18 protein-coding genes are annotated in these 17,356 nt (G+C 56.2%); 8 read left to right on the top strand and 10 right to left on the bottom strand.

Going from position 1 to position 17,356, the window contains the following annotated elements; genetic code table 11:
• Positions 1-260 precede the first annotated feature (260 nt).
• From ACWFTY_RS09205 to ACWFTY_RS09215, 3 genes are all read left to right on the top strand, one after another.
• Positions 261-3,014, top strand: coding sequence for a TonB-dependent receptor (locus tag ACWFTY_RS09205; protein ID WP_447523937.1), 2,754 nt, complete (start codon positions 261-263; stop codon positions 3,012-3,014).
• Positions 3,015-3,227: 213 nt separating this feature from the next.
• Positions 3,228-3,794, top strand: a complete 567-nt coding sequence (gene def / locus ACWFTY_RS09210) for a peptide deformylase (RefSeq protein WP_447523938.1) — start codon at positions 3,228-3,230, stop codon at positions 3,792-3,794.
• A gap of 211 nt (positions 3,795-4,005) precedes the next feature.
• Positions 4,006-5,385, top strand: coding sequence for a DNA recombination protein RmuC (locus ACWFTY_RS09215; RefSeq protein ID WP_447523939.1), 1,380 nt, complete (start codon positions 4,006-4,008; stop codon positions 5,383-5,385).
• Between the two features lie 3 nt (positions 5,386-5,388).
• Here the strand turns inward: ACWFTY_RS09215 and ACWFTY_RS09220 are convergent, their stop codons facing one another.
• The 8 genes from ACWFTY_RS09220 to ACWFTY_RS09255 are packed head-to-tail and all read right to left on the bottom strand — an operon-like array spanning position 5,389 to position 10,988.
• Positions 5,389-5,799 carry a COG3650 family protein gene (locus ACWFTY_RS09220; RefSeq protein ID WP_447523940.1) on the bottom strand — a complete coding sequence of 137 codons (411 nt, stop codon included), beginning with the start codon at positions 5,797-5,799 and terminating at the stop codon, positions 5,389-5,391.
• A gap of 50 nt (positions 5,800-5,849) precedes the next feature.
• A complete protein-coding gene (locus tag ACWFTY_RS09225) occupies positions 5,850-6,653 on the bottom strand; it encodes a TrmH family RNA methyltransferase (protein ID WP_447523941.1) in 804 nt (267 codons plus the stop codon).
• Positions 6,654-6,657: 4 nt separating this feature from the next.
• A complete protein-coding gene (locus ACWFTY_RS09230) occupies positions 6,658-6,936 on the bottom strand; it encodes an HPr family phosphocarrier protein (protein WP_447523942.1) in 279 nt (92 codons plus the stop codon).
• On the bottom strand, positions 6,933-7,337 hold the full coding sequence (locus ACWFTY_RS09235) for a PTS sugar transporter subunit IIA (protein WP_447523943.1): 405 nt from the start codon (positions 7,335-7,337) through the stop codon (positions 6,933-6,935). The genes ACWFTY_RS09230 and ACWFTY_RS09235 overlap by 4 nt, the downstream gene beginning before the upstream one ends.
• A gap of 4 nt (positions 7,338-7,341) precedes the next feature.
• The gene (gene rapZ / locus ACWFTY_RS09240) at positions 7,342-8,277 is read right to left on the bottom strand and encodes an RNase adapter RapZ (protein WP_447523944.1); all 936 of its coding nucleotides are present in this window, start codon (positions 8,275-8,277) and stop codon (positions 7,342-7,344) included.
• On the bottom strand, positions 8,274-8,729 hold the full coding sequence (locus tag ACWFTY_RS09245; RefSeq protein WP_447523945.1) for an HPr kinase/phosphorylase: 456 nt from the start codon (positions 8,727-8,729) through the stop codon (positions 8,274-8,276). Before ACWFTY_RS09245 ends, rapZ begins: the two co-directional genes overlap by 4 nt.
• Positions 8,726-10,312 (bottom strand): ATP-binding protein, encoded by a 1,587-nt coding sequence (locus tag ACWFTY_RS09250; protein ID WP_447523946.1) that lies wholly within the window; start codon positions 10,310-10,312, stop codon positions 8,726-8,728. Before ACWFTY_RS09250 ends, ACWFTY_RS09245 begins: the two co-directional genes overlap by 4 nt.
• The gene (locus ACWFTY_RS09255; RefSeq protein WP_447523947.1) at positions 10,284-10,988 is read right to left on the bottom strand and encodes a response regulator; all 705 of its coding nucleotides are present in this window, start codon (positions 10,986-10,988) and stop codon (positions 10,284-10,286) included. The genes ACWFTY_RS09250 and ACWFTY_RS09255 overlap by 29 nt, the downstream gene beginning before the upstream one ends.
• 236 nt (positions 10,989-11,224) lie before the next feature.
• Here ACWFTY_RS09255 and ACWFTY_RS09260 point away from each other — a divergent pair, with 236 nt between their 5' ends.
• Positions 11,225-12,820: a phosphoenolpyruvate carboxykinase gene (locus ACWFTY_RS09260; RefSeq protein WP_447523948.1), complete on the top strand. Its 1,596-nt coding sequence runs from the start codon at positions 11,225-11,227 to the stop codon at positions 12,818-12,820.
• A gap of 4 nt (positions 12,821-12,824) precedes the next feature.
• On the opposite strand, the gene ACWFTY_RS09265 is transcribed toward ACWFTY_RS09260, so the two are convergent.
• Positions 12,825-13,592 (bottom strand): hypothetical protein, encoded by a 768-nt coding sequence (locus tag ACWFTY_RS09265; RefSeq protein ID WP_447523949.1) that lies wholly within the window; start codon positions 13,590-13,592, stop codon positions 12,825-12,827.
• A gap of 190 nt (positions 13,593-13,782) precedes the next feature.
• Between ACWFTY_RS09265 and ACWFTY_RS09270 the strand changes: the two genes are divergently transcribed.
• On the top strand, positions 13,783-13,986 hold the full coding sequence (locus ACWFTY_RS09270; RefSeq protein ID WP_447523950.1) for a hypothetical protein: 204 nt from the start codon (positions 13,783-13,785) through the stop codon (positions 13,984-13,986).
• Between the two features lie 9 nt (positions 13,987-13,995).
• Here the strand turns inward: ACWFTY_RS09270 and ACWFTY_RS09275 are convergent, their stop codons facing one another.
• On the bottom strand, positions 13,996-14,652 hold the full coding sequence (locus tag ACWFTY_RS09275; protein WP_447523951.1) for an alpha/beta hydrolase: 657 nt from the start codon (positions 14,650-14,652) through the stop codon (positions 13,996-13,998).
• Positions 14,653-14,795: 143 nt separating this feature from the next.
• Here ACWFTY_RS09275 and ACWFTY_RS09280 point away from each other — a divergent pair, with 143 nt between their 5' ends.
• From ACWFTY_RS09280 to ACWFTY_RS09290, 3 genes are read left to right on the top strand one after another with little or no spacing between them, the layout of a single operon-like run.
• The gene (locus ACWFTY_RS09280; protein ID WP_447523952.1) at positions 14,796-15,869 is read left to right on the top strand and encodes a cysteine desulfurase family protein; all 1,074 of its coding nucleotides are present in this window, start codon (positions 14,796-14,798) and stop codon (positions 15,867-15,869) included.
• A gap of 9 nt (positions 15,870-15,878) precedes the next feature.
• Positions 15,879-16,982: a cysteine desulfurase family protein gene (locus ACWFTY_RS09285; RefSeq protein ID WP_447523953.1), complete on the top strand. Its 1,104-nt coding sequence runs from the start codon at positions 15,879-15,881 to the stop codon at positions 16,980-16,982.
• Positions 16,979-17,320 carry a 2Fe-2S iron-sulfur cluster-binding protein gene (locus ACWFTY_RS09290; RefSeq protein ID WP_447523954.1) on the top strand — a complete coding sequence of 114 codons (342 nt, stop codon included), beginning with the start codon at positions 16,979-16,981 and terminating at the stop codon, positions 17,318-17,320. The genes ACWFTY_RS09285 and ACWFTY_RS09290 overlap by 4 nt, the downstream gene beginning before the upstream one ends.
• Positions 17,321-17,356 lie beyond the last annotated feature (36 nt).

Consider the following 17,356-nt stretch of genomic DNA (forward strand, 5'->3'; position numbering starts at 1 on the left):
AAAACATGCTTTTTGAGCGCCAGAATCATTTATATTTCTCGTCGATGACGCCAGCGCCAAGCGGTTGCGGAGGGGAACGGACTTGCAAATTATGCTCGATGCAGAGCGCCACTGGCAAAATTGCCTGTACTAACAATAATGACAATAAAGACACAGTTGGCAGAAAACCGGCGCAACACCCCCCGATTTGGCTTTCAAATGCAAAATGCCGGGCTATCATCTCTGGGTATAAAAAAAAGAAGTTTTTAGGAGAGCATGTTATGAAACTAGCATTGAATCTGTCTGCGTGCGCAATCGCACTAGCAGCAATCGCCACGGCCCCCGTCTATGCACAGACCCAATCAGATGCGGCCGACCAAGCTAGCGGAAGCGATGAGGGCACTTACGATAATAATGTGATCGTGGTAACCGCACAGGGCCGGGCGCAGGCTTTGTCCGACGTGCCTATTGCCGTGTCGGCCATCGGCGCGGAACAATTGCAGCAGAGCGGAACCAGCGATATTCGCGAGCTCAATCAGCTTGCGCCTTCATTGCTTGTGTCATCGACCGGCAACGAAGCCAACGGCTCTGCCCGTATCCGCGGTATCGGTACCGTGGGTGACAACCCCGGTCTCGAAAGCTCCGTGGCGGTGTTCATTGATGGTGTGTATCGTTCGCGTAGCGGTAATGCGCTCAGCGAACTTGGTCCGATCGACCGGATCGAGGTTCTGCGGGGTCCGCAGGGAACGTTGGGCGGGCGGAACTCTTCTGCCGGCATGATCAGCATCACCACTGCAGCACCGGAATTCGTGTTTTCAGGACACGCCTCCGCGACGTATGGCAATTATGATCAGCTTCGCCTGGAAGGCGGCATCAATGGTCCGTTGAGCGACACGATCGCTGCGCGTATCGACGGCGTTTATCTGAAGCGCGACGGTTTCTATAACGACGTCGTAAACGGCACCGACGTCAACAACAAAGACCGCTATCTGGTGCGCGGCCAATTGTTGTTTGAACCAAATGACGGCCTGAGCGTCCGCGTTATCGGTGACTATTCCAAGAAAGACGAGTCCTGCTGCGCAGCAACGTTCGTCCAACCTGAATTTGCTCCGTTGGCCCTCCGGGAAAGTGGAGTTTTACCAAACGGAAACCTGAGTTTGGATCCTTTTACCCGTCCTCAACCTGGTTCACCCGCTTTGACGAGTGTAGAAAATCCGATCATTCCGGTGCTTTTGGCTTTGGGCCAAAACTCGAACGCGCTTACTCAAAGTACGTTTAACCGGGATATCTATGTCACACCCGGTCGTTCTTATGCCGGAGAAACAGAGGATTTCGGTGGTTCGATTGAAGTTAATGCCGAACTGGGCAACCTCAACCTGACGTCGATCACCGGATATCGTGAATATTCCAACTTCCAGGCATCCGACACGGATTACACGCAGGTGGACATCCTTTATCGCGAGCCGAATAAAGATGCCGGTGCCCGGGAATTTAAAACCTTCACCCAGGAACTGCGGCTGCAGGGTTCGGCTTTCGACGACAAGCTGGATTGGTTGATCGGCGGTTTTTACGCGAACGAAAAGCTTGAAACACGGGATAATATCCGTTTCGGTACGCAATATGGTGCCTTCGCGCCATGCCGTATTGTCAACGCGGTTAATCCTGCTCTGGCGTCACCAACCAGCACAGGCTGCCTGAGCGCGGGCGGACGAGCTGCACTACAAGCCGCAAATGGCGGCGCTGGCGCGTTCGGTGCTGCCACGCCACTGATTTTTGCCGGACTGGATAATCTGGCGACGATCAATGACAAGGGAACGGTGCTCGATGTCTATAATCAGAAAAGCGAGAATTTTGCGTTTTTCACCCACAACATCTTCCACATTTCCGACAAGCTCGATCTGACCCTTGGTTTGCGTTATACCAATGAAACCAAGGATTTTAACGCTGCCTTTACCAACGACAACACGATGTGCCCAACGCAACGCGCATTGTTTACGCCGTTGCTCGGTGGACCACTTGGTGCATTGGCAGGCGGTCTGATCGGTCTGTCATGTCAGGGTAATTCAACGTCTGAACTGGACGGCGTTACCTTGAGCGACAGCCGCAGCGAGAATGAATTTACCGGCACGGCAATCCTTTCCTACAAGCCAACCGATGATCTGCTGCTCTATGGTAGCTATTCGCGCGGTTATAAGGCTGGCGGCTTCAACCTTGACCGGTCTGCGTTGACCAGTTCAACTTTGGCCAATCCGGCATTGACTGGCGACACGGACAATCTTCAGTTCGACCAGGAAACGGTGAACGCATTTGAAATTGGCGCAAAATACTCGACGCGGGAATTCTCGCTGAGCGTTGCTGCGTTCCGTCAGCAGTTTGACAATTTCCAGCTGAATACGTTCAACGGCTCTGTTTTCCTCGTCCAGAATATCAATGCTTGCAGCACTGATCTGAACGGCGCGGACATTGATGCTGATGGTACAACAGGCAACTGTGCCTCTGATGATGTCAAATATGGCGTTGTCGCGCAGGGCGTTGAACTGGAAGCGTCTCTCAATCCGGTTCGGCACGTAAATGTCTCTCTGGGCCTGACCTATACCGATACCAGCTACGAAAATGATCTGGTGGGCCGGGATACCGGCGAAGCGCTGGATCCTGCGTTGCGCCTGCTGCCAGGTGACAATTTGTCGAACGCGCCTGAAATCACAGCCACCGCGTCACTGTCTTATACGCCGCCAATCGGAAGCAGCGGACTGACGGGCTTGTTCTATGTGAATGCGCGTACGACCAGCGACTATAACACCGGATCGGATTTGCTTTACGGCAAGGAGCAGGACGGTTTCACGCTGGTAAACGCGCGGATCGGTATCCGTGGCCCTGACAACAAATGGGCCATCGAAGGCTGGGCACAAAATCTGTTCAATGTGAATTATTCGCAGGTTGCGTTCAACACGCCATTTGTCGCATCGCAGCAGACCTATTCGGCCTTCCTTGCGGAACCAAGAACCTATGGCATCACATTGCGTGGCCAGTTCTAAGCCAAACATCAGACGCTGATTAAATAAGGCGTGCGGTTCAGGATAATGGACCGCACGCCTTATTATTTTCCCCGCACACGCCGGTGATCGCGTTGACTGCAAAACCGTTCCGGCACGCGAGACGGGTCTTTGATTGCAGCCGGATCTTTCGATGGTCTGCAACACTCTTGCTCGCCGCTTGACGAATCCCGCTGGAATCCCTAAATTTGGAGCATGGCTATATTACCGATCCTCGAGGTGCCTGATCCGCGCCTGAAAATTGTGTCCGAACCCGTGACCGCGTTTGATGACGAACTGAAAACGCTGGTCAAGGACATGTTTGAAACCATGTATGACGCGCCCGGCATCGGTCTGGCCGCTATACAGGTCGGTGTGCCAAAGCGGGTGCTGGTGATCGATTTGCAGGAACCGGCACCGCACGAGCATGAACATGGCGAACATTGCGACCATGACCATGGCGTGATCAACGATCCGCTGGTGTTCATCAATCCGGAAATACTGGACCCGTCCGAGGATCTGAACCTGTACAGCGAAGGCTGTCTGTCGGTGCCCGATCAATATGCCGATGTCGAACGCCCCGCAGCGATCACCGCGCGCTGGCAGGATGTCGAAGGCAAGCAATATGAAGAGCAGATCGAAGGCTTGCTGGCCACCTGTCTGCAGCACGAGATGGACCATCTCGAAGGCATATTGTTTATCGACCATCTGTCGCGGCTGAAGCGGCAAATGGTGCTGAAGAAGCTGGCGAAGCTGCGCAAGGAACACGGCATCGCGGCCTGATGGTCAGTTCATTTCACAGCTTATAAGACTCCGTTCGCACTGAGCTTGTCGAAGCGCAGCTATCGGCTTGAACTGTCCTTCGACAGGCTCAGGACGAACGGCAGCTATCGAATGCACCGCTCTGAATTGTCTTTCGCGGATTGACGAGTATTGCCTATTTTTCAAAACGATCCTAGGTTCTCTTTTCGTTCTTATTGGAAAGTGAATTAATTTGGATCCCATCATTGTCATTTTCGCTATCGTCATCGCTCTGCTGGGCGGTCTGGCGCTGGGCTGGTTTATCGGCGGCAAGCCGGCCAAGGATGCCGCTCAGGCAACCAGAGATGCGGTCCAGGCGGCCAAGGAAGCCGCTCAGGCTACCGATGCCTTGCGGATCACGCTCGACGGCGTTCGCGACGAGCGCGATGCGGCGAAGACCGAGCTGGCAGCGCTGCAGGCCGATGCCCGCAATCATGACAAGCAGATGCAGCAGCTGATCGAAGCAAAAGAGGCGTTGTCAGCGCAATTTTCCGAAATTGGCGCGAAAATGCTGGAAACGGCCCAGCGGCAATTTCTCGAGCGCGCCGACCAGCGCTTTGATCAGGCCAATGAAAAGGGCGGCGAGAAGATCGCCAAGCTTTTGCAGCCCGTGCACGAACGACTGGCGACTTACGAAGCGTCGATCACCAAGATCGAGAAAGAGCGCACCGAATCCTACGCCGGGATCAGCGCGACCATCGAACAGGTAAGGCAGGGGCAGGACAGGGTGCAACAGGAAGCCGCCCGTCTCGTGAACAGTCTGCGCAACGCGCCGAAATCGCGCGGGCGTTGGGGAGAGCAGCAGCTCAAAAATGTCCTCGAGACCTGCGGACTGTCCGAACATACCGATTTCGTTACCGAGCAGAGTATAGATACCGATGAAGGCCGTCTGCGTCCCGATGCGGTGATAAACGTGCCCGGCGGTCGCAAGCTGGTGATCGATGCCAAGGTGTCGCTCAACGACTATCAGGATGCATTTGAAGCGGATGACGAAGCGGCGCGCAATTTTGCCATGGCGCGCCACTGCAACAGCATGAAGGCGCATATCGATGGCCTGTCGAAAAAAGCCTATTGGGACCAGTTCGAGGACGCGCCGGATTATGTGATCATGTTTGTGCCCGGCGAGCATTTCCTCGCCGCTGCTCTCGAGCATGAACCTACACTGTGGGACCATGCTTTCGAGAAGAAGGTGCTGCTCGCCACGCCGACCAATCTGGTGGCAATAGCGCGGACTGTCGCTGGCGTCTGGCGGCAGGAAAAAATGGCCGCCGAAGCCAAGCAGATCGGGCAATTGGGCAAGGAAATGTATGACCGGTTAGCGGTTGCCGGCGAACATCTGAAGCGCATGGGTTCGGGCCTTGGCAGCGCCGTCGGTAATTATAATAAATTTGTCGGTAGCTTCGAGCGGAACATCATGGCGACCGGACGCAAATTTGCCGAGCTGCAAATCGAAACCGGCAAGAAGGATCTCGAACCGGTACCGGAAATCGAAGCTTTGCCCCGCTATAGTGATTCGGTCGCCGACAAACTGATCGAAGATGATCGGGAAATCAGCGACCGGGCATCAAAATAGGCCCTAGGCCGGACCGTCCGGCCCTTCGGTAAAGCTTCCACCGCAACCGTTCAACACGCCGTTGTTGCTTGCTTCTACCTTGACCGTATCGGCATAGGTGCGGTCGCTCATGCCATCGTTACATTCGTCGCCGCTGGTGATGTAGACGTTGATATTATCGGTGCCGGAAAAGCCTCTAAGTTCCCAGCCGCCCTCGGTTTTCTTCGTCCGTTCAACCGGCAACGTGAAATCCTTGCCGTCCTGAGAAGTGAATAGGATTTTCTCGTCCTTGATTTCGACGTTCCAGCCGGGCTCGGTGCCGATGGCGCTATAGTCGCCCAGTTGCTCCTCGACGACCGGTGGTTCTTCCGCAGGCGCTCCGCAGGCCGTGAGCGCCAGTGTTGCCAGCGATGACAATGAGATTATCTTTTTCATATTTTCCCCCTCCGTCAGCAAGCTAACATAGAGAGGGGAATAACGCCAAACTATCTATGGCGGCCCTGGTTCAGCACTTCATAAGCCATGACCGAGGCGGCGACCGCAGCGTTTAGGCTGTCGGCCTTGCCCATCATCGGCATCTTGACCAGCGTGTCGCAGGCCGCTTCATATTCTTCCGGCAATCCCTGTGCTTCGTTGCCGATCAGCAGAAAGGTCGGCGATTGATATTGCACCGACTGATAGTCCATGTCGGTGTTGAGACTGGTGCCGACCAGTTCCCCGGGTCCGTCGCGCAGCCAGGACAGAAATTCCGGCCAGCGAGCCTGGGCGATCTGCTGGGTAAAAACCGCGCCCATGCTGGCGCGCACTGCCTCGACCGAAAAGGGATCGACGCAATCGTCGATCAGGATCAGACCGCCGGCGCCAACCGCATCGCCGGTCCGCAATATCGTACCGAGATTGCCGGGGTCGCGCAGCGCTTGCGCGACGAGCCAGATATTGGATTTGGATCGATCCAGCTCTTCCAGTGCGACGGGATGATCGGGATAAATTCCGATGATCGATTGCGGATTGGATTTGCCCGAGAGCTTGGCGATGATTGCTTCGCTGGTCTCGATGACATCACCGCCGTCAGCAATGGTCGCTGCCTCGATTTTCTGTGCCAGCGGATGCAGTTCTGTATCTTCGACAACCACCAATATCTTCGGGGTTCGGCCGCTTTCCAGCGCCTCCGTCAGAATCCGCAGCCCTTCCGCGAGAAACAGTCCTTCGCGTTTGCGGTGCTTCTTTTCGCGCAGACTTCTGAGCCGTTTTATCGTCGGGTTGGAAAAACCGGTAATTTGGTGGCGCATTGTCTCAGTCTTCGCCGAAGCCGTCAAAGATCAGGCCGGTCAGTTTCTCCAGCGCGCTTTCGGCCTGGTCGCCGGAGACAATGATTTCGACGCTGTCGCCCTTGGCTGCGCCCAGCATCATCAGTCCCATGATCGATGTGCCGGTCACTTCTGTGCCGTCCTTCGCCACCCGGACATCCAGTCCTTCCGGCAGTTTGCTGACATAGGTCACGAATTTCGCACTGGCTCTTGCGTGCAGCCCACGGCTGTTTGTGATCTCTACCGTTTTACGAAATTCACTCACGCATCGCTTCCCAATATTTCCGAAGCAACGCTGATATATTTGATTCCGGCTTCCTTGGCCGCGGCGATCGCCGATGCAATGTCCATGCATTTGCGCGCACCGTCGAGGCGGATGAGCATCGGCAGGTTCACGCCAGCGATTACCTCGACCTTGCCTTTTTCCATCAGAGAAATGGCCAGATTGGAGGGGGTGCCGCCGAACAGGTCGGTTAATATGATCACGCCATCGCCGGAATCCACCTTCGCGATACAACCGGCTATCTCCTTGCGGCGTTCTTCCATATCGTCGCGCGCACCAATGCCAATCGCGGCGATCGCTTTCTGGGCGCCGACAACATGTTCCATGGCAATGACAAACTCGGTTGCGAGATGCCCGTGTGTGACGAGGACCAATCCAATCACTTGATTAAATTCCCCTGTTTCCGTTTGATTTCTGCATTGATTCGAGCGCTTCTACTGGCCTTGAAGCCAAGTTGCGATGCAGGACATTGGGCGAAAATCCGGTGGCACGCAAGTCTTTGCTCAGACGCTCGGCAACATGTACCGATCTATGACGCCCGCCAGTGCAGCCGATACCGATGTTGACATAGGCCTTGCCTGCTTCCTGATAGCGCGGAAGCAGGAATTTGAGTAGATCGAGTATCTTTTCAATCGCTTCGGGATAGGCTGGATCATTGCCGACATATTCGGCTACATCTGCGTCGAGCCCGGTCTTCAGCTTGAGTTCCGGATCCCAGAACGGATTGGCTAGAAAGCGAACGTCGAACAGAAGGTCAATATTATTGGGAATACCCCGGGAGAAACCGAAGCTGGTGAGGGTGATCGTGGTGACCGCATCCTTGTCGAGCGTGAACTGCTGCCGGATTTCGCGCTGCAGGTCGTTGACGGTCAGATCGGTGGTGTCGATCACATGGTCTGCCCAGCGACGGAACGGGGCGAGCATGGTCCGTTCGAGCGCTATGCCCTGCTTGGCCGGACGGTCCAGCGCCAGCGGATGCCGCCTTCTGGTTTCGCTATAGCGCCGTTCCAGTTCGCTGCCGGAACAATCAAGATAAAGCGTGGTAATCTGATAATCCTGTTTTTTCTGCAGGCGCTTGACGCTTTTGATCAGCTTGTCGGGTTCAAATCCGCGGGTCCGGCTGTCGAATCCGATTGCCAGCGGCGGATCGCTGTCACCGCGGGAACTGGACGGCGGGGTTTTCAGCAAGCGCTCGACAAGACGAAACGGGAAATTATCGATCGTTTCCCAGCCGATATCTTCCAGTGTTTTCAAAGCGGTCGATTTTCCGGCCCCGGAGAGGCCGGTAACCAGCAGGACCGGTTTGACAGATTTCTCGTTCATGATTCTATTGCGCCCTGCATTATGCGTTGCATGGCCAGTTCGGCCTTTATTGCTGCGCTCGTCTCCATAGCCGCCAATGTACAGGCTGGAAATTTTATGCCCAGCAAAATCATGCTCTGGCTGTCCATCGGGAACCGGTCCGGATTGTCGTTGAGGTCGATGATCAATTCCAGCGCGATCCCGGAAACATGATCGCGCTCCAATATGCCAAGCGAGCGCACTTCCAGTTTGCCGGCGAGGCTGGCTGGCGGGCTCAGCCATAATTTTTCATTCTCGCGGCTAATCTCGACCTGGTCATCGCTGATCAGCATCGCGCCCCGGTCGATCAACCGCAAAGCCAGATCGGACTTTCCGGACCCGGATTTACCACGAATCAACAGGCCAGCGCCGTCAATCGCAACAGCGGTGGCGTGCACGATCATCCGCTCCTCGCTATCGCTGCTATCGGTCACCCCGCGGCCTTTGGCAGCCGGATTTCAAAAAAGGCGCCCGTTTGTCCGCCGGGCCTGTCCAGGATGCGGATCGTACCCTGATGGCCCTCGACGATCGTCTTTGCGATCGCCAGTCCCAGGCCGCTATGCTTTCCGAATGCTTCGCCATCGGGCCGGTCAGAGTGGAACCGTTGAAAAACCTGTTCGCGCTGTTCGGGGAGCACGCCCGGGCCCTGATCGGCGACATGGATGACAATTTCGTCACCATCGGGGGTAGCCAATATTTCAACCAGACCGCCATCGGGCGAGAAAGAAACGGCATTGTCCAATAGATTGCTGAACACACGCTCGAGACGGCCGCCGTCACCCATCACTCTGGCGACATCTTTTGCCGGCCGTGCGAAGGCGATATGCACGTCGAGATTGGAGGCCCGCTGCTCGCGCGCGGCAAGCAACTGTTCCAGCATTTTCCCTATATCAATCGGTTCAAACTTGGCCCGGGCCAGTTCGGCATCGACGCGCGAAGCATCGGAGATATCGTTGATCAACCGGTCGATTCGCCGGACATCGTCGTTGGCCACGTCCAAAAGCTGTTTTTGCAAGCCCGGATCATCAACGCGCTCCAGCCCTTCCAGCGCCGAGCGCAGCGAGGCGAGGGGGTTCTTGATTTCGTGGCTGACGTCGGCGGCGAAGGCTTCGGTTGCGTTGATACGATACCGCAGGGCTGAACTCATGTCGGAAAGGGCACGGCTCAACTGGCCGATTTCATCGCGCCGGTCCGGCATTCGCGGAATGGCAATTTCGTCGGAGCGTCCCATGCGAACGCGCAGGGCGGCATGGGCGAGCTTTCTGATAGGTTGGACAATCGTCCGCGCGAGAAACAGCGAGAGCAATATCGATACTGTTGCGGCAATCAGTATCACCAGCAGCACGCTCGACCGCTCGGCTCTGACAATCCGCGTGATATCGCGTGCGTTTGCGGTCAGGAGGATTGTGCCGGCACCGTCGGGCAGTGATTTGCCGGCTACAATAACCGGCGTACGGTCGGGCGCCAGGCTGACGGAGCTGACGGCTTTTGACCTGTCCCGGGCAGCGACAAGCTCCGGCCATTCGCCGGCGACGTCATTCGCCGGTTCGCCAAAATTCGGGATCGGGGCACTGAAAACCAGGCTCTCGATGGTGCGGTCCAGCAGGCGGGCGATATCCTTGCGCAACGGCTCTGTTTCGGGATCGACAAATTTGTAATTCGGTTTTGCCAGCGCAAAGCTGTCGATGACCTTTGTGCCATCCGGACCGTAAAGCCGGAGCCGCGCACCGAGATGGTCGGAAAATTGCCGGATGAGGGCATTCTTATACTGGGCGTCAACGGCCGCTAAGGAATCGGCGACAATCGTCAGCTGCATTCTGGCTTGCACCAGCCGCTCTTCGGTCAGCCGGTCGCGGTAATTATTGAGATAGAAGAGACCACCGGCCAGCAACGCAATCGCCAGAACATTGACGACCAGGATGCGGGTGGTCAGCGAAAGCCGGGCTGACCAGCGGAGTGACAGGCTGCGGTCACCCTCTTGCCTATCTTTATTCCGTGTAGCGATATCCGGCTCCATATAGCGTGTCTATTGCATCAAATTCAGGATCAACTTCACGGAATTTTCGCCGCAATCTTTTGATATGGCTATCGATCGTGCGATCATCAACATAGACATCATCCTGATAAGCGGCGTCCATCAGCTGGTTGCGGCTTTTTACCACACCGGGCCGGTGCGCCAATGTCTCCAGGATCATGAATTCCGTGACCGTCAGAGTGACATTTTCGTCCTTCCACCGGACCAGATGGCGCGCCGGATCCATTTCCAGGTTTCCGCGCACCAATGGCTCGGCGGCTTCCTCATCCTGACCTTCGTCGACGGATTTTATAAATTCCGTCCGTCGCAATATCGACCGGACCCGGGCGATCAGCAGCCGCTGCGAGAATGGCTTCTTGATATAGTCATCCGCCCCCATCGCAAGGCCGAGTGCCTCGTCCAGCTCCTCGTCCTTCGACGTCAGGAAAATAACCGGTACATTCGACTTTTCGCGGACTCGCCTCAGCAGTTCCAGTCCGTCCATTTTCGGCATTTTTATATCGAAAACCGCAAGGTCCGGCGGATTCTCCAATATCGCATGAAGCGCCGCTTCGCTGTCCGAATATACACGGGTTATAAAGCCTTCGGCCTGCAAAGCGATCGACACGGATGTCAATATATTGCGGTCGTCATCGACAAGAGCAATATTGGCTGCCATTATTTCGCGTTCCTTTGCCACTTGCGCTGAATGTGACCTAGTGGATGGGATAATATGTTACAAGATAGCTTGTCGTTATCGATATTGACACATGGAGTCGCAATCTGTCTTGAATATCTGTATTTTTGTCAGGTCGCGGGAAGAAATTTGACCGACTCGACAGCGTTCAGTAAGCGCCATTTTAAATACGCCGGGTGGGCGTGACCTAACCTGTTTCAAGCCATAGGGGATTATCAGTGCCAAAAGTTTCGTCTGTAACGTTAAATGATCAGGGTTTTACCAATTCAGGCGAGCAGCACTGGAATCTGGGTGCTCCCGCTTTGGTTGAAGCCGCCGTTTCCCGCGGCGAAGGCCATTTGGCCAAAGACGGACCTCTGGTTGTGGAAACCGGCAAGCACACCGGACGTTCGGCCAATGACAAATTCATCGTCCGTGATGGCGAGACCGAGGACAGTGTCTGGTGGGGCAAAACAAACGTCGGCATGACACCGGACCATTTTGCCGCTCTGAAGGAAGACTTTCTCGCCGCATTGGCCGAGAAAGATACGTTGTTCGTGCAGGATCTCTTTGGCGGATCGCAGCCGGAACATCGTGTCAATGTCCGCATCATCAATGAGCTGGCCTGGCACAATCTTTTCATCCGCACGATGCTGGTACGGCCGAGTGCAGACGAACTTGCGGCTTTCGATCCGGAATATACGATCATTGATCTGCCGAGCTTCAAGGCTGATCCAGCGCGTCACGGCACGCGCAGCGAAACCGTCATTGCAGTCAATCTCACCGAGAAGCTGATCCTGATCGGCGGCACCGCCTATGCCGGCGAAATGAAGAAGTCGGTATTCGGTCTGCTCAACTATTTGCTGCCGCTCGATTCGGTCATGCCGATGCATTGCTCGGCGAATATCGGTCCGGAAGGCGATACGGCGATTTTCTTCGGCCTGTCGGGTACCGGCAAGACCACTTTGTCGGCTGACGCCAGCCGCGTATTGATCGGCGATGACGAACATGGCTGGTCCGACACCGCAGTGTTCAATTTCGAAGGCGGTTGTTACGCCAAGATGATCCGTCTGTCCGAAGAAGCGGAGCCGGAAATTTTCGCAACCACGCGCCGGTTCGGGACGGTTCTCGAAAATGTTGTGATGGACCCGGAAACCCGCGAACTGGATCTGGATGACAATAGCAAAGCGGAAAATACCCGCGGCGCTTATCCGATCGAATTCATTCCGAATGCTTCGGAAAAAAATATGGGTCCGGTACCCAAGAATATCATCATGCTGACCGCCGACGCGTTCGGCGTATTGCCTCCGATCTCCCGGCTGACACCAGAGCAGGCGATGTATCATTTCCTCTCCGGCTATACCGCAAAGGTCGCGGGCACCGAAATCGGCGTGACCGAGCCGGAAGCAACCTTCTCGACCTGCTTCGGTGCGCCATTCATGCCGCGCCATCCGTCGGTTTACGGCAATTTGCTGAAAGAGCGGATTGCCAAGGGCGGCGTGCGTTGCTGGCTGGTCAACACGGGCTGGACCGGTGGCAAATATGGCGAAGGCAGCCGGATGCCGATCAAGGCAACCCGCGCATTGCTAAACGCAGCTCTGGACGGAAGCCTCAACGACGGCGAATTCCGGATCGACGAAAATTTCGGCTTCGAAGTGCCGGTATCGGTTCCCGGTGTGGACAGCGCGATCCTCGATCCGCGTTCGACCTGGTCTGACCCGAGCGCCTATGACGAAACCGCACAAAAGCTGGTAAAACTGTTCATCGACAATTTCGAACAATTTGCCGAGCATGTTGACCAGAATGTCCGCGAAGCGGCGCCTACGGCAGCCTAGTTCCCTATTGAATCTTGACCCGGTCGGAGTTGAAGGCATCGTTGGCGATGCCGACTTCGACATGGGCAAGATTGTCACTGGGGGTATATGTCAGAGTCTCTCCCTGAACGAGACCCTCTGACCGGGCCGGTCTGATTATTTTTCCGTGGGTGGTGATGTTGTCGATGATCCGCAACAGATGTTTGCTGACCGCAGCGAGATCATAGCTCTCGGGCGTGGTCAGGCGGACTTCCTGACCGGTAAAATAATGCAGCCCGGTCGTCACGAAATGGCCGTTGCGGACTTCTGATACAGAGGTCCGGAGTAGCGTCGGAAACGGCCCGCCAGCGAGATACTGGACGACGGCGTGGTGAAAGGTGGAAAAATTCACCAGCCTGCGCGACGGCATCCATGCTGCTCCCGTTGCGGTCAGGCTTTCCCCGATCCATTTGCCAAGCAATAGCAATCGGCGGTTGACCTCGGGAATATGTCTGGCGCTGGTCAGGTTGTCTCCCGGCACTACGCCGATGACAAATTCTGCCGAAGACGGCAGGTCACAGAAGCTTAATTCAGATGTCTCGGCGGTCAATTTTCGTCTGGCCTCCGCTGCCGTCAGACGAGAGAGCCGAAAAGGCATGGCGTCGACAATGACTTCGGCCATTTCCAGGTTTTTGAACTTCGCGCGGTTGACCGATATATTTGTTCTGGCCGCATCACACCAAGGCACTTGCGTCAGGGCGAAATCGTCCGCCAAGGGAGCGACGATCAGGAGTGGTGGTTCAAAATTGATCAAGCATTGTCCGTTTCAGGCTCATCAAGTCTATCGTATTCTGAAGTGTAACAATGCAGTGAGTGACAGGCAATCTGGGCCACAGGCTTTGGCCGGAAATGGTATATGTAGCGGTTCCGGAGGCGCGGCGATTTCCGGAAATCTTCGAAAGATTTGATTGTCAGCCTGCCGATGCACCGGTAACGGCTTCGGCATGTCGAACCTGATCTTATCGATACTCATGCTGGCGGGAGCCGCACTGCTGGCTGGCGGAATTTATATATTGCGCAAGGGCACCAACAGAAAGCAGGGCCTGCTGATGCTCGTGGCGGCCGCCGTCATGTTCGCCAATGTCGGAATCTGGACGATACCGACACCGGAGAGCAATCAGCCTTTATCGCCGCAATCCGGCGACTAGGCCTGCAATTTACTTGATCGGCGAATCCGGCGCCAGCCGCATGTCGAGATAATTGTCGATCGATCCCATCAGCAATTCCATTTCATTTTCGTAGAAATGATTGGCGCGGGGAATCTCGTCATGGTGAATGGTGATGTGCTTCTGTGTCCGCAACTTGTCGACCAGTTTCTGGACGGCGCTGGGGGTCACGACTTCATCATTCACGCCCTGAACAATGATGCCCGAGGACGGGCAGGGTGCCAGGAAGTTGAAGTCATACATGTTCGCTGGCGGAGACACCGAAATGAAACCGCGGATTTCCGGACGGCGCATCAAAAGCTGCATGCCGATCCAGGCACCGAAGCTGTAGCCGGCGATCCAGGTGGTCTGTGCTTCGGGATGGAAGCTTTGAACCCAGTCGAGCGCTGCCGCAGCATCGGACAATTCGCCGATGCCATTGTCGAATGTGCCCTGAGAGCGACCGACGCCGCGAAAGTTGAAGCGCAGTGTAGCGAAACCGCGCTTTACAAAGGTCTTGTATATCGCCTGGGTGATGCGGTCATTCATCGTGCCACCCGCTTGCGGGTGCGGATGCAGAACCATTGCGACGGGTGCGCGGTCACGGGGTCCTGGGCTAAAGCGGCCTTCGAGGCGGCCTTCGGGTCCGGTAAAAATTACGTCAGGCATGGATTTTCAATTCTTCGATCTAGATTGTCGTCTCCAGAACGCGAGAAGTCAGAATAGCTTTTGCGCTGGATGCAGCGTCTATATAGGGAGAGTGAACCAATCCGCAACTCAATCCCGCAAGCCAGAGAGTTTTTGCCAATATCGTGACCGAGACCAAACGCATCTATCTCGACTATGCTGCTACCGCGCCGATGCTCGATGTGGCCAAGAAAGCCTGCGCGGAGGGTTTCGAGCATTGGGCCAATCCGTCTTCGCCGCATGGCGACGGGCGCGCCGCCCAGGCGATGCTGGAAAACGCCCGGCGGCGATTCAAGACCGCTCTCGACTGGGATGGCGACGTTATTTTCACCAGCGGGGCGAGCGAAGCGGTTCAGATCGCGCTGACCAAGTCCAAGCCCGCCATACAATATGTCTCGCCGGTCGAGCATGATGTGGTTCTGCGATTCGCGCGCAACGCGAAACCGATTCCGGTCGACATGAACGGTCTGGTCGTTCCGATGAACCTGAACCATCTGCTGAAGGCTGCCGAGGAAACGGCGCTGGTGTCGATCCAGTCGGTCAATAATGAAACCGGCGTGATCCAGGATCTGGATGCGCTGGAAAAAGTCACGCGCGATCGGGGCTGCTATCTTATGGCCGACTGTTCGCAATCGATAGGGAAAATGCCATTGCCGGATGCCGATCTGATCATTGTCGCCGGGCATAAATTTGGCGGACCTCCCGGTGTCGGCGCGCTGCTGGTCAAGGATCTCCGGCTGCTCGAAGCCGATGGCGGGCAGGAACAGGGCTATCGGTCCGGCACCCAGAATCTGCCCTATATAATGGGCATGACCGCAGCACTGGAAGCGCCGGCCAATTGGGCCGGGCGCGCTTCGGAACTGCGCCAGCATCTGGACGATGCGATCCGGAAAGAAGGCGGCTCGGTGATCGCCGAGAAGGCGCCCCGTATCGCCACCATTGCCAGCTATCATATGCCCGGTGTCGCTGCGAATACGCAGTTGATCAAATTTGACATGGCCGGATTTTCGGTCTCCGCTGGGAGCGCCTGTTCTTCCGGGACGCTGAAGACCAGCCATGTGCTCGAAGCCATGGGTACCGATCCGCAAGTCGCGCGGGAAGTCATCCGGGTGAGTATCGGGCGCGACACCAGCCGGGCACATATTTACGCCTTCATCGAAAAATGGAAGTCCATCTTCGCGGAATCCCGGCGGAGCTGAGCCCGGCAGATGAACCCCATCTATCTTGACAATCAGGCAACCACGCCACTCGCGCCCGAGGTCCTCGATGCGATGCTGCCCTGGCTGAAAGATGGATTCGGCAATCCGCACAGTCCACATGTGATGGGGCGGCAGGCTGCAGCCGCAGTCGAGGTCGCCCGCGATCAGGTTGCTGCTTTGCTCCCCAATGGAGGGCGCGTGATATTCACCGGCAGTGCGACGGAAGCCATCAATCTGGCAATGGGTGCGGCCCGGATGCTGCAAGGCCGCAACGGGATCGCCATTGTCGACACCGAACATGCTGCGGTCCGTGACACCGCGCTCTGGTATGGCACGCAGGGATTTGAAACCAGCCTGATTCCGGTTGATCCGCAGGGTCTGGTCCTATTGGAAGAATTGGAAGCATGTTTGGGGCCGCGAACCGCGCTGGTTGGCGCGATGCTGGTCAATAACGAAATAGGGGTTGTCCAGCCGGTCGATCGGATCACGGAAATGGCGCATCAGGCAGGCGCGCTGATGCTCTGCGATGCGGTGCAGGGATATGGCCGGATCGATATTCCGCAGCAAGCCGATCTGATCGCGCTGTCCGGACATAAAATTTACGGACCCAAAGGTATCGGTGCTCTCTGGGTGCGCGACGGTATCGATGTGCCGCCATCGATCCATGGCGGTGGACAGGAGCAGGGCGTGCGTTCGGGTACGCTGTCTCCGGCTCTCTGCGCGGGACTGGGTGCCGCGGCAAAACTCTGTGCCGAACGACGGCAAGAGGATATGCAGCATATCGTGAGCCTCGCCGAAAAAGCGCACAGTCTGTTTGGCGACTGGACGGTGAATGGTTCTCTCGATCAGCGCTATCCCGGCAATCTCAACATCCGCCGCGATGGCCTCGATGTCGCCCGTCTGATGTCCGATGTTCGCGGCGTCGCCTTTTCCGCCGGTTCTGCCTGCGCCAGCGGTTCGGGGCGGCCCAGTCATGTGCTGGCGGCGCTGGGACTGCAGCCGGCACAAATAAAATCATCGATTCGTCTGGGATTCGGGCGCTATAACACGGTCGAAGAAGTCGAACGGGTAGCCGGTCTGATCAATCAAGCAGCGGAGAATCAGCTATCATGAAGAAGATCACCGTCCATTTTGTCAGCGCCGATGACGAAAAAACCCTCTCCGTCGAGGCATCCGATGGCGATAATCTGCTCACCCTTGCGCAAATTCATGATCAGCCGCTGGAGGGAACATGCGAGGGGCAGATGGCCTGCTCGACCTGCCATGTGATCGTCGAGGCTGCGGATTTTGACCGGTTGCCCCCGGCTACCGAAATGGAAGAGGATATGCTCGATCTGGCCGCCGGAGCGCGCCGTACCAGCCGTCTTGCCTGCCAGATCACCTTGACCCCCGAACTTGACGGGCTGACCGTGCATATGCCCGGCGAAAGCCACAATATGCAGATCATCTAACGGCTTGCTTTTTTGCCCAACTCCCACCATATGCGC

The sequence above is a fragment of the Parasphingorhabdus sp. NYA22 genome (genome assembly GCF_976973735.1).

What these genes read in the sequence shown, in the direction of transcription:
- ACWFTY_RS09205 (WP_447523937.1), top strand. Translation starts at nt 261, where the DNA reads ATGAAACTAGCATTGAATCTGTCTGCGTGCGCAATCGCACTAGCAGCA.
- def (WP_447523938.1), top strand. Translation starts at nt 3,228, where the DNA reads ATGGCTATATTACCGATCCTCGAGGTGCCTGATCCGCGCCTGAAAATT.
- ACWFTY_RS09220 (WP_447523940.1), bottom strand. Translation starts at nt 5,799, where the DNA reads ATGAAAAAGATAATCTCATTGTCATCGCTGGCAACACTGGCGCTCACG.
- ACWFTY_RS09225 (WP_447523941.1), bottom strand. Translation starts at nt 6,653, where the DNA reads ATGCGCCACCAAATTACCGGTTTTTCCAACCCGACGATAAAACGGCTC.
- rapZ (WP_447523944.1), bottom strand. Translation starts at nt 8,277, where the DNA reads ATGAACGAGAAATCTGTCAAACCGGTCCTGCTGGTTACCGGCCTCTCC.
- ACWFTY_RS09250 (WP_447523946.1), bottom strand. Translation starts at nt 10,312, where the DNA reads ATGGAGCCGGATATCGCTACACGGAATAAAGATAGGCAAGAGGGTGAC.
- ACWFTY_RS09255 (WP_447523947.1), bottom strand. Translation starts at nt 10,988, where the DNA reads ATGGCAGCCAATATTGCTCTTGTCGATGACGACCGCAATATATTGACA.
- ACWFTY_RS09270 (WP_447523950.1), top strand. Translation starts at nt 13,783, where the DNA reads ATGTCGAACCTGATCTTATCGATACTCATGCTGGCGGGAGCCGCACTG.
- ACWFTY_RS09275 (WP_447523951.1), bottom strand. Translation starts at nt 14,652, where the DNA reads ATGCCTGACGTAATTTTTACCGGACCCGAAGGCCGCCTCGAAGGCCGC.
- ACWFTY_RS09285 (WP_447523953.1), top strand. Translation starts at nt 15,879, where the DNA reads ATGAACCCCATCTATCTTGACAATCAGGCAACCACGCCACTCGCGCCC.
- ACWFTY_RS09290 (WP_447523954.1), top strand. Translation starts at nt 16,979, where the DNA reads ATGAAGAAGATCACCGTCCATTTTGTCAGCGCCGATGACGAAAAAACC.